The sequence below is a fragment of the Alishewanella longhuensis genome, assembly GCF_014653435.1.
GTDB lineage: Bacteria > Pseudomonadota > Gammaproteobacteria > Enterobacterales > Alteromonadaceae > Alishewanella > Alishewanella longhuensis.
The window spans coordinates 159387-172870 of record NZ_BNAO01000007.1; the positions used below are offsets into that span (position 1 = coordinate 159387).

Below are 13484 nucleotides of genomic sequence, written 5' to 3' on the forward strand. Positions count from 1 at the left end.
GAGCCGACGTTTGTCGGCTCTTTTTTTACAGAAAGCAAAGCAGTAAGGAGGCTTATGTTTCGTTATGTTTCAATACTATTGCTCCTAACCTTACCGGCACTGGCGGCACAGCCGATTTATCTGACGGTAGCGCTGGATGACTCAGCCGATTTTCGTAGTATTCAAGCGGCAATTAACAGCCTGCCAAACAATGGCCAACAAGCTATTATTCAGCTTGCACCGGGCCTGTATCAGGAAAAACTCTATTTTACCCGTGATAAGGTCGCACTGATAGGCAGCGGCCGCGAACAAACTATTATCAAAATTGCCGAACTGCGTAATAACTGGCTAAAACAGCACCCCAACGATTGGGGTAGCGCGGTGGTCAATATCCGCGCCAGCGATATCGCTTTGCTGCGTCTTACCGTTAAAAACAGCTATGGTGAACTGACCGGTGATAACGAGCATCAGTTTGCTATTCGTGGCTTTGAAAGCGCCACCCGCATCATCACTGACGATTGCGCGGTGATTGCCGGCGGCGCTGACACTTTGAGTCTGTGGAATAAAACCGATGGCATGTACTATCACCGCAATTGCTACTTCGAAGGCTATACCGATATGGTCTGCCCCCGTGGTTGGGCATTTTTCACCGACAGTACCTTTGTCAACAAAAAAGCCTACGCCACCTTGTGGCATGATGGGGAATTAGCCGAAGCCCAAAAACTGGTGGTACGCGATTCACACTTTGATGGCGTGCCAGGCTTTATGCTGGGGCGCCGTCATTACGATGGTAAGTTTTATCTGATTAATAACAGCTACAGCCAGAACATGGCCGACAAGCCGATCTTCCGCCACACCTACCCCACTGAACCCGAGCGCGATCGCGCTAATCTTTGGGGTGATCGTAATTACTTTAGCCATCAGGAGCAAGGTAACGCTATTTATCCCTGGCTTGCCACAAACTTATCGCAGCATCCCGGGGCAATCAGCGCCGAGCAAATAACAGCCCGCTGGACCTTTGCTAATCGCTGGGATCCTGAAGCTGAACTGGGCCAGCTTTACTTACTCTTGGAGCAAAAATAATGCGTTATACACTGCTCGCAGTAGCTGGCTTAACAGCAACATTACTGTTTACTAGCACCTTAGCGGCGAAAGAACAGGCTTATCCCGCCTTAGCCAAAGCCAAATTACATCTGGTGGGTGACTCCACCATGTCGTTTAAACCCGATCTGGCCTATCCTGAGCGCGGCTGGGGTCAATTATTACCTGAGTTTATGTTGCCACAACTTAGCATCGTCAACCACGCGGCGAATGGCCGCAGCACCCGTCGCTTTATCAACGAGGGCCGCTGGCAGCTGTTACTCAGCGATATTAACGCTGGCGACTATGTGCTAATCCAATTTGGTCATAACGATCAAAAACACGACGATCCCGCCCGTTTCGCCGCCGCAGAGGGCGATTATCAAGTGTTTTTACGCCGCTTTATTACTGAGCTAAAAGCACGAAAAGCTATTCCTATGCTGGCAAGCTCCATTTGCCGGCGCAATTTTAGCGCTGAAGGTAAATTAAAACGGGATTTAGCAGAATATGCCAAGGCCGCCGCGCACGTTGCTATAACAGAGCAGATCGCTTTTTTCGATTTACAGCAACAAAGCTGTGATTTTATCGAACAACACGGGCCAGCTGGCAGCCAACCTTATTTTATTCAGGTGCCGGCCGATCTGTATGCAAAATTTCCTGAAGGAAAAGTAGACAATACGCACCTAACGCTGCAAGGCGCCAGCAAAATTGCCCAGCTCTTTGTTCGCGAGTTAAAAGCACAGCAGCATCCGCTAGCGGGGTATGTTTATCGGGAGCTGTTGTAAAGCTACGTAGCTTTAAGCCTCAACCTAAAGCAACCCAAGATGCAAAAACCGGCGATAAGCCGGTTTTTGTTGTAAGCCAAGCTGATATCAAAGCTATTACTCAGGCGCTTTTGATACACCCACCATGGCAGGACGTAATAAACGGCCATTTAACTCATAGCCTTTTTGCATCACAAAGGTCACGGTATTTGGCGCAACATCCGCTGACGGTTGGATACTCATCGCCTGATGTTGCTCAGGGTTAAACGGCTGACCAGCTGGGTCAATTTGTACTACACCGTATTTGGCAACTGTATCTAAGAAGCTCTTCATGGTCAGTTCAACCCCTTCGATAACGCCTTTAAAGGCTTCATCTTCGCGGTTGATAAAAGACAGGGCCCGCTCCAGGTTATCCACCACCGGCAGTAAATCACCGGCAAATTTTTCCAGGGCAAATTTATGGGCTTTTTCGACATCCAGGCTGGCACGACGACGGGCGTTCTCAGCTTCGGCTTTAATGCGCAGCATCAGCTCATGCTGATCGGCTAGCTGGCTTTGGCTTTTCGCCAATTCTTCTTCCAGTTTGGCAATAATGCTTTGCTCAGACGACAACTCAACCGTGTCAGCATTGGCATCGCTGGCGGCTGGATTTAGTTCTTCTACAGGCTCGGAAGGCTTATTTTGCTCAGTCATTGTTACAATACTCCAATTAATGTAGGGGTATTATGGGGATCAATTCTGCCGATTCAAGTTTAAATTTAATTGCGCAGCGCAGGATTCTACCAATGGGATTAATTGCGCATAATTCATCCGCCGCGGGCCAAGCAGTGCAATAAAACGATGAGGTAGTAACTGATAGCTTTGCGCGATAACACTCAGCTGCGCTAACTCGACAAAGCCAGATTCTTTGCCCAAGATAAGTTTTGGCTTATCGTCTTGTGTTACCGCTTGCAATAATTGTATTAAACCTGCAGGCTGCTCTAACATTTGTACCACTTGCTGCAAGGCGGGGTTGGTTTGATAGTCAGGTGTTAACAACAATTGATGTTGACCAAAAATAAGTGGCTGATGCTGTAAAAACTCATCCAGACTAAGCTGACCCAGCACCTTACTAATTAATGTCTGAGTTAAGCCCGTTTCTGTTTTTAACATATTGCCCAAACGGGCAATACCGTCTTGCCACTGATCACCAGCCAAGGCTGCATTTAGTAAACACAACACCTTGCTTAAAGTCGCAGTATCGATACTTTGCTCACAATTTAACACCCGGTGTAAAATATCACCGTCTTCATCGATCACCACCAGCAATAAGCGATCACTGGCCAGACGCACTAAATCAATTTGCCGCACCTCCCGCCCGGCAGCCTTCGGTGCACTGATAATAGCGACACAGCCCGTTAAGTTAGCCAGTAATTGCCCTGCTTGCTGACACAGTAAAGACACCGGCAATTGCGGCACTAAGCGGGTCGTCAATTCACGCTGCCATTTATCCGTAAGGGGCTCTAACTGCAGCATTTTATCAATAAAAAGCCGGATGCCAGCCGTAGTAGGTATTCGCCCCGCTGAAGTATGTGGCGAGCGAATAAGCCCCTGCTGTTCTAATTGCACCATAGTATTGCGCACTGTAGCAGAACTGACTGCCAAAGCCTGATGCTCCGCAATTAGCTTTGATGAGACCGGTTGGCCGTCCAGCAAATATTGCTCAACAATCAGCTTTAAAATCAGTTCTGTCCTGCTTAGTGCCACAACCATCAATATTACTCTTATAAAAAGTCTTAATGGAAATGGGGCTTTTTCTAATTAATTCAAGTAGGCATTTTATAGTTGCCAAGGCTGCCATATACTAATCACGACTATCAAAGGAATTACATCATTATGAGTTATGCTTTTGCCAAAATCGGTCTGATCGGCAAACCCCACCATACCGGTGCTAATCAAACACTGGCTAGCCTCTATCAGTTTCTACAAAAGTTAGGGCTAAGCGTCTATGTCGAAGAGCGGGTAGCACAAAGCTTGCAACTGGCCGGTGCAGAAGTGCTGGATTTAGTGGATCTTGGCAAAACCTGTGATCTGGCTATTGTGGTCGGTGGCGATGGCAATATGTTAGGTGCAGCACGGGTATTAGCGCGCTTTGATGTGGCAGTGCTGGGCGTAAACCGCGGCAATCTGGGGTTTTTAACCGATTTATCGCCCGAGAATTTTGAACAACCCTTAAAAGAAGTGTTGGCCGGCAACTTTGTGACAGAAAAACGTAACCTGCTGGAAATCTCGGTCCATCGCCATGGCAGTATTAAAAGCAGCAATAGCGCCGTTAATGAGGCGGTATTGCATGCCGATAAAGTGGCGCATATGATTGAGTTTGAAGCCTATATCAACAACGAGTTTGTATTTAGTCAGCGCTCTGATGGCCTTATTATCAGCACTCCTACCGGCTCTACCGCCTACTCACTTTCAGGCGGCGGCCCCATTCTAACCCCAGATCTGGATGCCATGAGTTTGGTGCCGATGTTTCCGCATACCCTAAGTAGCAGACCCTTGGTGGTCTCGGGCAATAGCGAAATCCGCCTAAAAGTGGCCGAGACCAACGACGCCCACTTACAAATCAGCTGTGATAGCCACGTTATTCTGGCGGTGATGCCCGGCGATGATATTTATATTCGCAAACATCCCAACCCGCTGCGCTTAGTGCACCCACCGGGTTACAGCTACTACCATGTGCTGCGCAATAAGCTGGGCTGGGGCAGTAAGCTTTATTAAAAAATTTTCTACGTTGCTTGCTTGCAAAACCCGCAATTACTGTATAAATTTACACTGTAACTAAAAACAGTATTCGGAGCGGGTTATGCTGTGTCATCTTCATATCAGTAATTTTGCCATAGTAAGGGCGCTGGAAATTGACTGGGCGCCCGGTATGTCTACCATTACCGGCGAAACCGGTGCCGGTAAATCTATTGCTATTGATGCACTCTCCCTCTGCTTAGGTGAACGCGCTGATGCCAGCGTAGTGCGCCCGGGCGCTGATAAAGCCGATGTAGTCGCAACCTTTGATATCAGTAAGCTGGCTGCAGCAAAAGACTGGCTACAGCAACAAGATCTGTTGATGGGTAATGAGTGCATAGTGCGGCGAGTGGTTAGTGCTGAGGGCCGTTCCCGCGGTTATATCAATGGCGTACAGGTACCGGCGCAACAACTTAAGTTACTGGGACAATATCTGCTGGCGATTCATGGCCAACATGCCCATCAACTTTTGCAAAAAGCCGATTATCAACGCCAACTGGTAGATGCCTTTACCGCCCAGCCCGCGTTACTGCAGCAAACCAAGCAAAGCTATCGCTACTGGCAACAGCTGCAACAAGAGTACGCCGAGCTGCAACAATCGCAGCAACAACGCGATGCCCAGCGTCAGCTATTGGAATACCAGGTCGCCGAATTAGATCAGTTTGCGCCACAAACCGATGAGTTTAGTCAGTTAGAAACAGAACATAGCCGCTTAAGTCATGGTAGTACTCTGCTTAGCCACAGCCAGCAATGCTTGCAGCAATTATACGATGGTGAAGAGCAAACCATTTACCGAGCGTTATCGCAGGTAAGCCAGCAACTAGAACAGTTAGTTCAGCTTGATCCAGCCCTTACCGATGTGCAACAAATGCTGAATGACGCCCTGATGCAAACCGAAGAAGCCAGCCGTGAGCTGCGCCGTTATGCTGATAAAGTAGAACTCGATCCAGAACGTCTGCAATGGATTGATGAACGCTTAGGCTTATGGCTTAACTTGTCCCGCAAGCATCAGGTAAGCTATGAAGGCTTGCCAGCCTTGCACGAACAGCTAGCGCAACAATTAGCAGAGCTTACCGATTGCGACAGCCGACTAAGCGAACTGGAGCTGGGCATAGCGCAAGCGGCAAAAGTGTATCAGGCAGCCGCAGAGAGTTTAACCACAGCACGAACAAAGGCTGCGGCAGAATTAAGCATCCTAATTAGCGAAAATATGCACGAACTTAGCATGGCCAATGCCCGCTTTGCTATTAATGTGCAGAGCCTGCCTTTGGCTCAGAGCAGTGCGAATGGTTTGGATTTGATCAGCTTCGATGTCTCCACCAACCCAGGCCAACCCTTGCAAGCGTTAAGTAAAGTAGCCTCTGGTGGTGAGCTTTCCCGGATCAGCTTAGCGATACAAGTAATACTGGCAGATAAAATCACCACCCCAACCCTAATCTTTGATGAAGTGGATGTTGGGATCAGCGGCCCTGTCGCAGCCGGCGTTGGCCGTTTATTGCGCCAGCTTGGGCAAAGCACGCAAATTATCTGTGTTACGCATTTACCACAAGTGGCAAGCCAGGGCCATCAACAGCTGTTTGTCGAAAAATATACCGACGGCCAGGCCACAGAAACCCGGATGCGCCAACTTACCGATGAAGAGCGTATTCAGGAAATTGCCCGCTTACTGGCCGGTGAGAATATTAGTGCTAATGCCTTAGCGAATGCCCGGGAACTTTTATGTGCGCCAATACCCAAACAACCTCAAGATGCAGATTTTAGTGCATCATAAAATTGGTTTGGCTATATCCTCTAAACAGGGTTTTTCTGCGGGGCTATCATAGGGTATGATGGCGCTATTCACTAAGAATTGACACTTAACATTGATGGCATCTATGAAAGCAGTAGTAAAAATTGCAGTTTTAATCGCGATACTAAGCTCAGTTAGCGCATGTAGTAGCTGGGTTTACCGGATTGATATTCCCCAAGGTAACTTTTTAGAACAAAAAGACGTAGATAAACTACGTGTCGCTATGACCAAAGAACAAGTCATCTTTGTACTGGGTAACCCCGTTGCCGCAAACCCTTTTGATAACGATACCTGGCATTATTTTTATGCGTTAAAAGGCGGCCGTGGTAATAATTTTGAAAAGCGTTTAGTGGTCGAGTTTAAAGATGATCGCTTAGTGGATATTAGCGGTGATTTTGATAAGAGTGCCGACTTTGATACGCCACTGGATATCTAAAACTACCGTTTAGCCTATCTTATTTAAGTGCAGTTGCTAGCAGGTTTCCAGTTCAGTAGAGCTTACAACTGCACTTATTTAAGCGCCGCCGCCTGTTATGGCGGTGTTCCTGGCAACTTAAGCTTTGCCCTGCTGCGCCAATCATTCCTTTTGCAACCTTAGCGGCCTGTTACCGCATAGCTTGCGGCATTATTCCTCTTTATTATTTTTCGCTATGCTATTTTGTTCTGCGCTAGTTTGCTCTGCACTAGCCATTTTTTGTTCAGCGACACGTCCACCTGTGGTTTTATCTGCCCGCCCTTCTTCTTTAGCCTTTTCGGCCCGGCGGCGACGCAAATCTTTAGGATCAGCAATCAGTGGCCGATAAATCTCAATACGGTCTCCTTCGCTCACATTATCGACTAGTTTTACCGGACGACTCCAAACGCCTACTTTTTGCGCGCGCAGATCAATTTGTGGGAATTGTTGCAAAATACCCGATTGTTGAATGATTTGCTCAACACTGGCCGCACTGCTTACCGAGAGCGTTAATAAGGCTTGCCTATCTGGCAAAGCATAAGCCACTTCTACAGTAATTCTGTCATTTGCCGCTTCACCGGCACTACTATTAACCATAAACCTGCTTTGCTCTCTCTGTAAACGCATTTACCATGGCAGCGGTAAGCTCTTGAAATACTTTACCAAAAGCGAACTGCACAAATCTATTGGAAAACTCAAACTCTAGTTGCAACACCACTTTACAGGCTTGCTCGTTTAGTGGCTGAAACTGCCAACCACCACGTAAATGTTTAAAAGGACCATCAACCAGCTGCATATCAATACGTTGATAAGGCACCAAAGTATTACGCGTAGTAAAAGATTGCCCTATGCCCGCCTTGGAAACGTGCAACTTTGCCACCATTTCATCTGTTGACTGGCTCACAATAGTCGCAGCGCTGCAACCAGGCAAAAATTGCGGATAGTCTGGCACACCATTTACTAGGTCAAACATCTGTTGCGCGCTGTAAAAAACCAAGGCACTGCGCTCAATTTGTGGCATACTCACTCCCCTTAAATCAAGCTGCAGATTGTATCAGAAGAACGCGAGGCAACAAAGTTGCAGCGCACAGCAGCTAACACTGACCGTGGTCAGCACGCTCGCTTGTCAGCTATATAAAGTGAATTATGAGTAAAAAACAAACCAACAAAAAGCAAAACAGTACCATTGCCCTAAACCGCAAAGCCCGCCATGAATACTTTCTGGAGGATCGCTTTGAAGCCGGCATCAGCTTACAAGGCTGGGAAGTTAAAAGTATCCGCCAGGGTAAAGTAAACCTGTCGGATTCTTATGTTATTTTAAATGATGGTCAGGCGTATTTATTTGGCGCACAAATTCAAGCACTAAATAGCGCATCCAGCCACGTAGTGTGCGACCCGGAGCGCAGCCGTAAGCTGCTGTTGCATAAACGCGAGATAGAAAAGCTTATTGGCTTGAAAGAACGCGATGGCTACACCTTAATTGCCACGGCTATGTACTGGAAAGCCTGCTGGGTGAAACTAGAGTTCCACCTGGCGAAAGGTAAAAAGAGCTTTGATAAACGCGATGATATTAAAGACCGTGATTGGTCACGCGAGAAAGAGCGGATGATGAAGCATTCTAAGCGCTAATACTGCTGCCGCAAGCCGGCAATTGCAGCGGCTTAGGCTTATTGTCCGTAAGTTGTTAGATTAAAACGCACGTTCGAGCGAAATACAAATATCCTTGAACTTTAGCCTTCAGGGCCCATCTTAGTAAGTAACTTGCACATTGTTTATGCAGCCAGTTTAAAGCCACTGGCTATTTGCTAACTGGCAGCGTACAATGCAGGTTCACTAAAGGTGTAAGTGATTTACCTCAGAATTCGGGGCTGATTCTGGATTCGACGGGATTCACGAAATCTTAGGTGCATGCCGAGGTGCGGTAGGCCTCGTAAAAAAGCCGCAAAAAACTAGTCGCAAACGACGAAAACTACGCAATCGCTGCTTAATAGGCAGTAGATAGCTCTTCCCCTCACGCATGCCTGTAAGCTGAGACTCTGGAAGATCACCCCTAACAGGATCGCATGGCGGCTTTGTCCGGAGCCAAGATGCTAAAACCAATCGGACTCGCCCGACGATAGCCTGCCAGCTGGCGCTCATAGGGTTAACTAAATAACTGGATAAGCATGTAGTACCGACGACGTAGGTTTTTCGGACGCGGGTTCAACTCCCGCCAGCTCCACCAAATAACAGAGGCCAGCAGCAATGCTGGCCTTTTGTTTTTTAAAAACGCTCCCTTCACTCATCTATTTGATCTTCATCCCATTGAACTAAGTACTAGATAGATGTCTAATATTGCTTTGGTGATTTAATACGCTGCTTTTTCTGGCAAGTTTAACGAAAAACCTCAGTAGACATATTCACTGTTACATTACAGAAACTTCGATTAATGGTAGCCATTTAAAAGGTTTAGCATGGATTCACTTTCTCAGATTGCTTTGGGTTCTGCCGTGGCCGTTGCGGTGATGGGGCGGCAAACCTCCGTGAAAAAGGCTGCACTATGGGGTGCTATTGCCGGCACCTTACCTGACTTAGATGTGCTCATTGATTATGGTGATGATCTTAGCAATATGGTGCAGCATCGCGGTTTTAGCCATTCACTGTTTTATCTGACCCTAGTCTCACCACTGCTGGCCTTGCTGATCTGTAAAGTTCATGGCGAAATGGCACATTACAAGCGCTGGTTAATGGCTATTTTGCTGGTGCTACTGACGCACCCTTTGCTGGATACCATGACCATTTACGGCACCCAGTTAGCGTTACCTTTTAGCAATTATCCTTTTGGCATTGGCAGTATTTTTATTATTGATCCCCTATATACCTTACCCTTGCTGGTCGGTTTGGCTTGGGTGCTGCTAAAAGGTCGGCGCTCCCTGGCAGCGAATACCGCGGGATTAGTGTTTTCCAGTTGCTATTTATTATGGAGTGTTGCAGCGCAGCAGCATGTTATACAAGCAGCTCAGCAACAACTCAGTGCCACCCAGCATAATCAAGTACTGGTTACGCCAACCGCTATGAATACGCTACTCTGGCGAGTATTGGTGATGACGGATACCGCTTACTATGAAGGGTTTTACTCTATTTTGGAAAAAAATACTGAGATCACTTTTAAGGCTTATCCACTAGACCAAAAGCTTTATCGGCAATATCAATTGCATCCCAATGTCCAAACGCTAGCCGCTTTTACCCATGGTTTTTATGCTATTGCCCGCGAACAAGAGCAAGTGGTAGTCACCGATCTGAGGATGGGGCAACAACAAAACTATGCCTTTAGTTTTGTTGTGCCAGAGCAGGCGGATATGAATACCCAGCGGCTGCCAAGAGAGTTACAACTCACTGACACATTAAGCTGGGTTTGGCGTACTTTGCGTGGTCAGCATACCGCTGGCCTTAACCAATTACCTCATAACCTGACCAGTCAGGTACCTGCGGTTGATTGCCGCCGCCCGGCTGCAGTGCAATGTAATAGCCATTAACGTTATCGAGTGGCAGGCAATTATCCAGCTCTAATAAGTCATCTTTATGTTGGCTATCGGCATCAGTTAACAATAGCTTTTTAGCCCGGGCTTTGGCCTCTGCCGCTGAGCTGGCAACACAGAGCATAAACTCGTGTTGCTCGGCTATTTTACCGGGGTAATAACCACCGAAATTAACAAAATACAATTGCTGTTGCTGCTCGGGCCGCTCGGCTACCAGCTTAAGCTGATAGCCGTCAATGGCGGTTAGCTCTAGATAGCTATCCAAATGCAAACCTTTCACCTCACCAAACCATTGCGATCTTAACTGTTCATAGGTATCGGCAATGGTCTTCCCTACCACAAAACGCACATCATGCAGCTCAATATTGGCACCCGGTGCAGTACCGCCCAGGTAAACCATAAATAATTTCATACGCTTCCTTATATCTATTACTTATAACCGTACACTTAACCCATCGGTTAATGCCCGTCGATAGGCGGCAAAAGCCGGGATGCACGCTAGCACAGCGGTCGCCAGCAAAATAGCGCCAGCCCAGTACAGGGTTTGCACACTAAAGGGGGTAATGCTAATAAAAAGCCCATAACTGGCAGCCAGGGTATCTTGTATCGCCCACAAGCTTATTACCAAAAAGAATGCTGCCATAAACATCGACATTAAGGTTAGCAACAAGACTTCAAGTTGAATAAGCCAAAACAGATACCAGGGGTTGGCACCGACTGCCCGTAAAATGGCCACTTCACGTTGCCGCTCGCGCATAGACGCGAGTAAAGTGGTCATCATGCCAATTAAGCCCGCGACCAATACCAATAAGGTGATAAGTAGCAGCATATTCTCTACCATACCGAGCATTTGCCACAGCTCTGCCAGCGCGACGCCGGGTAAAATGGCGGATAACGGCTCACCACGGAATTCATTAATTTGCCGCTGCACCACAAAGGTCGCCATACGGGAATTAAGCCCAACCATAAAGGCAGTAATAGCTTTGGGTGTTAAATCCATCTCCAGTGCCTGTTCAGCACTGACCTGACGGCCCGGCATCGGTGCACCTTGCTGCCAGTCGATATGGATTGCTTCTATCCCCTCTAAGCTGACATGTACGGTTTGATCTACCGGCGTGCCAGTGGGCGCCAGAATACCGGTAATGGTAAAGGGTTTGTCTTTATGCTCAGAAAAACTGACCGCACCTATACCATGCGCCAGGGTAATTTCCTGCCCCAGCGTATAACCCAGTTGTTTAGCCACTTCTGCGCCCAGCACCGCATCATAAACGCCAGCAAAGGGGCTGCCCTCAGCAAATTGCAAGCTTTGCTGATTAGCATAACGATAATGCTCAAAATAGCTCTGGTTAGTGCCCAATACCCGATAACCACGATGCGAATCGCCTAAAGATAGGGGGATCGTCCAGGCAATTTGCGGATGCTTGGCAATACGCTCATAGGTTTGCCAACTCACATTAGCCGTAGCATTGCCGATACGAAATACCGAGTAGAGCAATAAGTTTAACTGGCCGGATCGGGCACCAACAATCAGATCCGTACCTGACACCGTATTGGTAAAACTATTGCGCGCTTCTTTGCGAATATGGTCAATACCCAGCAACAGCACTAAGCTAATCGTCAATGACAACAGGGTCATTAACGCTGTGGCCTTGCGGTTCCATAAACTTAGCCTGGCTAATTTCATCAGCATGCCATTACTCCTTGCGCTAAATTGGCCATCTGTAATTCGTACTGAAAATACTGCTTTAATTGCTGATCGTGGCTGACAAAAATGACCGTAGTGCCACACTTATCCGCCTCAGCTAACAGTACCCGCATAAAAGCATCGCGATTATCAGCATCTAACGCTGAGGTGGGTTCATCAGCAATAAGTAGGGCGGGCTCAGTCAGTAAAGCGCGGGCTATGGCGACACGTTGCTGCTGGCCCACGCTAAGGGCACTGGCAGGTTGCTGCCACAGCAACGCGTCCAGACCTAAGGCTTCCAGTAAAGCGGCAGCGCGTTGTTGTAGTGCGATACCAGGTTTACCGGCAAAGCTAGCCCGCAGCAAGACATTATCTAAGACACTGAGGTACGGAATTAAATTAAGCTGCTGGAATACCACGCCTATTTGAGCTGCACGTAATTTATCGCGTTTGGCGGCGCTTAACTGATGCAAAGGTTGCCCCTGTACCCACAGTTCTCCCAGATTTGGCTTGGTAATCCCAGAGAGTAAATTCAATAAAGTGGTTTTACCGCTACCTGAAGCGCCACGGATAAATAAATGCTGGCCATGATCTAAGGCTAAAGCGGGTAGCTGCAATTGCCAGCTGTTTGGCTTATACCAAAAACTAACGTCTTTGAGTTCAATAGCAGGAATTTTCGGCTTGGTGGTCACAGGTACTCCCTTGTGCATGCTATGATAGCCCTAACAAATGTTGTTTATTATGCAAAATTAAGAGGCGAAGCTCCAATGTTCAATAAGTTGTCTGTTGCGTTTTCCGGGGTGCTGGCCGCATGTTTAGCCTTTAGCTTGCACGCCAGCGAAGTTAAAACCATTGAATGGACTGATTTAATGCCTGAGGAAGATTTAAAGGCATTAATGGCCATGCCAGAAGTAGCACATGATTATAGCCAGCCTTCGCCCTTTGATGATAACTACAATGGTGAAGATCCCAGCGCACAGATTTGGCAGCAAATTCTGCAATCCGCCAAAGTAAAACCAGAATATAACAATAAAAAGATCCGCATACCGGGTTTTATTGTACCGCTGGAGTTTGACGACAAACAAAATGTCACCAGTTTCTTTCTAGTACCCTATTTTGGCGCCTGTATCCATGTGCCGCCACCACCACCAAATCAGATCATTTATGTTAGCGGTGCCTCTAACCTGAGAGCCGATATGATTTACTCGCCGTTTTGGATAACAGGCACTATCACGACCGACAGTATCTCACACGATTTAGCCAATGCAGCTTATAGTATGAAAGCCGACAAGGTTGAAGAATATACTTGGTAACATCAGAGCACACTAAAGCCGGGAGTTCCGGCTTTAGTGTTAATCGCAACCACTTTTTATTTGCGGCAGATTGTTACGGCAACAATCAGAGCTGGTCAAAAACTTTGTTAAAAAATAGCTATATA

15 protein-coding genes and 1 other RNA gene are annotated in these 13484 nt (G+C 47.4%); 9 read left to right on the forward strand and 7 right to left on the reverse strand.

All coding sequences use genetic code 11. From position 1 onward, the window contains the following. Window positions 1-54 precede the first annotated feature (54 nt). On the forward strand, window positions 55-1062 hold the full coding sequence (locus IE163_RS13770; RefSeq protein WP_189433556.1) for a pectinesterase family protein: 1008 nt from the start codon (window positions 55-57) through the stop codon (window positions 1060-1062). Continuing rightward, window positions 1062-1844: a rhamnogalacturonan acetylesterase gene (locus IE163_RS13775; RefSeq protein WP_189433557.1), complete on the forward strand. Its 783-nt coding sequence runs from the start codon at window positions 1062-1064 to the stop codon at window positions 1842-1844. Before IE163_RS13770 ends, IE163_RS13775 begins: the two co-directional genes overlap by 1 nt. A 96-nt stretch (window positions 1845-1940) precedes the next feature. Here IE163_RS13775 and grpE read toward each other — a convergent pair whose 3' ends face one another. Together grpE and hrcA are read right to left on the reverse strand one after the other, a co-directional pair. Continuing rightward, window positions 1941-2516, reverse strand: a complete 576-nt coding sequence (grpE, locus tag IE163_RS13780; protein WP_189433558.1) for a nucleotide exchange factor GrpE — start codon at window positions 2514-2516, stop codon at window positions 1941-1943. A gap of 39 nt (window positions 2517-2555) precedes the next feature. After that, window positions 2556-3575, reverse strand: a complete 1020-nt coding sequence (gene hrcA, locus IE163_RS13785; protein ID WP_189433559.1) for a heat-inducible transcriptional repressor HrcA — start codon at window positions 3573-3575, stop codon at window positions 2556-2558. Window positions 3576-3698: 123 nt separating this feature from the next. Here hrcA and nadK point away from each other — a divergent pair, with 123 nt between their 5' ends. The 3 genes from nadK to IE163_RS13800 all read left to right on the forward strand — a co-directional run bounded on the left by nadK (window position 3699) and on the right by IE163_RS13800 (window position 6826). After that, window positions 3699-4580, forward strand: a complete 882-nt coding sequence (nadK, locus tag IE163_RS13790) for an NAD(+) kinase (RefSeq protein WP_189433560.1) — start codon at window positions 3699-3701, stop codon at window positions 4578-4580. A gap of 85 nt (window positions 4581-4665) precedes the next feature. Continuing rightward, complete coding sequence (recN, locus tag IE163_RS13795; protein WP_189433561.1) at window positions 4666-6372, forward strand: DNA repair protein RecN; 1707 nt, start codon at window positions 4666-4668, stop codon at window positions 6370-6372. A gap of 94 nt (window positions 6373-6466) precedes the next feature. Continuing rightward, on the forward strand, window positions 6467-6826 hold the full coding sequence (locus tag IE163_RS13800; protein ID WP_189433562.1) for an outer membrane protein assembly factor BamE: 360 nt from the start codon (window positions 6467-6469) through the stop codon (window positions 6824-6826). Window positions 6827-7015: 189 nt separating this feature from the next. Here IE163_RS13800 and IE163_RS13805 read toward each other — a convergent pair whose 3' ends face one another. Together IE163_RS13805 and IE163_RS13810 are read right to left on the reverse strand one after the other, a co-directional pair. Then, window positions 7016-7441 carry an RnfH family protein gene (locus IE163_RS13805; RefSeq protein ID WP_189433563.1) on the reverse strand — a complete coding sequence of 142 codons (426 nt, stop codon included), beginning with the start codon at window positions 7439-7441 and terminating at the stop codon, window positions 7016-7018. Continuing rightward, window positions 7434-7865, reverse strand: coding sequence for a type II toxin-antitoxin system RatA family toxin (locus IE163_RS13810; RefSeq protein ID WP_189433564.1), 432 nt, complete (start codon window positions 7863-7865; stop codon window positions 7434-7436). The genes IE163_RS13805 and IE163_RS13810 overlap by 8 nt, the downstream gene beginning before the upstream one ends. Before the next feature lie 125 nt (window positions 7866-7990). Here IE163_RS13810 and smpB point away from each other — a divergent pair, with 125 nt between their 5' ends. From smpB to IE163_RS13825, 3 genes are all read left to right on the forward strand, one after another. After that, window positions 7991-8473, forward strand: a complete 483-nt coding sequence (gene smpB, locus IE163_RS13815; protein WP_189433565.1) for an SsrA-binding protein SmpB — start codon at window positions 7991-7993, stop codon at window positions 8471-8473. 235 nt (window positions 8474-8708) lie between these two features. Then, window positions 8709-9068: a transfer-messenger RNA gene (gene ssrA, locus IE163_RS13820) on the forward strand. Between the two features lie 229 nt (window positions 9069-9297). After that, window positions 9298-10359: a metal-dependent hydrolase gene (locus tag IE163_RS13825; protein WP_189433566.1), complete on the forward strand. Its 1062-nt coding sequence runs from the start codon at window positions 9298-9300 to the stop codon at window positions 10357-10359. On the opposite strand, the gene IE163_RS13830 is transcribed toward IE163_RS13825, so the two are convergent. Genes IE163_RS13830 through IE163_RS13840 form a run of 3 tightly spaced genes read right to left on the reverse strand, consistent with a single transcriptional unit; the run spans window position 10274 to window position 12738 of the window. Then, a complete protein-coding gene (locus tag IE163_RS13830) occupies window positions 10274-10774 on the reverse strand; it encodes a DUF1543 domain-containing protein (RefSeq protein ID WP_189433567.1) in 501 nt (166 codons plus the stop codon). The two genes, IE163_RS13825 and IE163_RS13830, sit on opposite strands and share 86 nt — an antisense overlap. Window positions 10775-10795: 21 nt before the next feature. Continuing rightward, the gene (locus IE163_RS13835; protein ID WP_189433568.1) at window positions 10796-12052 is read right to left on the reverse strand and encodes an ABC transporter permease; all 1257 of its coding nucleotides are present in this window, start codon (window positions 12050-12052) and stop codon (window positions 10796-10798) included. Beyond that, on the reverse strand, window positions 12046-12738 hold the full coding sequence (locus tag IE163_RS13840; protein ID WP_189433569.1) for an ATP-binding cassette domain-containing protein: 693 nt from the start codon (window positions 12736-12738) through the stop codon (window positions 12046-12048). The genes IE163_RS13835 and IE163_RS13840 overlap by 7 nt, the downstream gene beginning before the upstream one ends. Before the next feature lie 75 nt (window positions 12739-12813). On the opposite strand from IE163_RS13840, the gene IE163_RS13845 reads away from it, so the two are divergent. Further along, window positions 12814-13359, forward strand: a complete 546-nt coding sequence (locus tag IE163_RS13845; protein WP_189433570.1) for a DUF3299 domain-containing protein — start codon at window positions 12814-12816, stop codon at window positions 13357-13359. The last annotated feature ends 125 nt before the right edge of the window (window positions 13360-13484 follow it).

Coding starts and splice junctions, on each gene's coding strand:
- IE163_RS13770 (WP_189433556.1), top strand. CDS start 55: ATGTTTCGTTATGTTTCAATACTATTGCTCCTAACCTTACCGGCACTG.
- IE163_RS13775 (WP_189433557.1), top strand. CDS start 1,062: ATGCGTTATACACTGCTCGCAGTAGCTGGCTTAACAGCAACATTACTG.
- grpE (WP_189433558.1), bottom strand. CDS start 2,516: ATGACTGAGCAAAATAAGCCTTCCGAGCCTGTAGAAGAACTAAATCCA.
- hrcA (WP_189433559.1), bottom strand. CDS start 3,575: ATGGTTGTGGCACTAAGCAGGACAGAACTGATTTTAAAGCTGATTGTT.
- nadK (WP_189433560.1), top strand. CDS start 3,699: ATGAGTTATGCTTTTGCCAAAATCGGTCTGATCGGCAAACCCCACCAT.
- recN (WP_189433561.1), top strand. CDS start 4,666: ATGCTGTGTCATCTTCATATCAGTAATTTTGCCATAGTAAGGGCGCTG.
- IE163_RS13800 (WP_189433562.1), top strand. CDS start 6,467: ATGGCATCTATGAAAGCAGTAGTAAAAATTGCAGTTTTAATCGCGATA.
- IE163_RS13805 (WP_189433563.1), bottom strand. CDS start 7,441: ATGGTTAATAGTAGTGCCGGTGAAGCGGCAAATGACAGAATTACTGTA.
- IE163_RS13810 (WP_189433564.1), bottom strand. CDS start 7,865: ATGCCACAAATTGAGCGCAGTGCCTTGGTTTTTTACAGCGCGCAACAG.
- smpB (WP_189433565.1), top strand. CDS start 7,991: ATGAGTAAAAAACAAACCAACAAAAAGCAAAACAGTACCATTGCCCTA.
- IE163_RS13825 (WP_189433566.1), top strand. CDS start 9,298: ATGGATTCACTTTCTCAGATTGCTTTGGGTTCTGCCGTGGCCGTTGCG.
- IE163_RS13830 (WP_189433567.1), bottom strand. CDS start 10,774: ATGAAATTATTTATGGTTTACCTGGGCGGTACTGCACCGGGTGCCAAT.
- IE163_RS13835 (WP_189433568.1), bottom strand. CDS start 12,052: ATGCTGATGAAATTAGCCAGGCTAAGTTTATGGAACCGCAAGGCCACA.
- IE163_RS13845 (WP_189433570.1), top strand. CDS start 12,814: ATGTTCAATAAGTTGTCTGTTGCGTTTTCCGGGGTGCTGGCCGCATGT.